General features: G+C 68.9%; 1 protein-coding gene. It reads left to right on the top strand.

Features of this window, described 5'->3' with window-relative positions; all coding sequences use genetic code 11:
* The first annotated feature begins 386 nt into the window (after positions 1-386).
* The gene (locus K9U40_RS23135; protein WP_149578558.1) at positions 387-686 is read left to right on the top strand and encodes a DUF736 domain-containing protein; all 300 of its coding nucleotides are present in this window, start codon (positions 387-389) and stop codon (positions 684-686) included.
* Positions 687-763: the final 77 nt, after the last annotated feature.

Raw genomic sequence — 763 nt, 5'->3', positions numbered from 1 at the left:
CACGGTCTGTGCCGTATCGGGCGGGGCATGTGTCGTTGGCTCGGAGGCTGGCGTCGGTGACCGCGGGAGGATGACGCGCTGGCGTCGCCGACGTGCTGATGAGGTGCCGACCGCCTGCGTCGATCTCTGCCGATCATGCGGCGAAGCCCCCAGGCGGCCTCTCTTCCGGGCTGGTCTGGCGCCGGTTCGGCCTTGGCCTGCAACGGCTCCGCCGACCTTCTTCCCCTGACCGCAAGCGGTCATTCCTCGCGGGACAACAAGCTCGGCTGCCACCGTCCTCCGCTGCCGCTGCGGCCCACAAGGGGTGCAGCCGTCCGGTCCGTCGCCTCTCGACCGCCATCGAGGCCTCATCGGGCGGCTTCGGGCAACTCTCAGGAGATATGACAATGGCTCAGATCGGCACCTTCACCCGCGACGAGAACGGCGCCTATGCCGGGACGATCAAGACCCTCACCCTCAACGTCAAGGCCACCATCAAGCCCTGCGACCGCGACACCGACAAGGCGCCCGACTATCGCGTCACCGCCAACGGCGTCGAGTTCGGCGCCGGCTGGAGCCGGACCGCCCGCGAGACGGGCACCGAATACCTCTCGCTCAAGCTCGACGATCCGTCCTTCACGGCGCCGGTCTACGCCTCCCTGGTCCAGGGCGACAAGGGCGAGCACAAGCTCATCTGGTCGCGATGACCGGCCACGGGCGCTCCGCTTCCCGCGGGGCGCCCGCCTTCCACCCTCGCAATTATGCGGAGCAGAACCCCCGCCGA

The sequence above is a fragment of the Xanthobacter autotrophicus genome (genome assembly GCF_030015065.1).
In the GTDB taxonomy this organism is placed as follows: domain Bacteria; phylum Pseudomonadota; class Alphaproteobacteria; order Rhizobiales; family Xanthobacteraceae; genus Xanthobacter; species Xanthobacter autotrophicus_D.
Note: the sequence above shows the minus strand (reverse complement) of the source record. Positions and strands in the feature narration are given on the sequence as shown.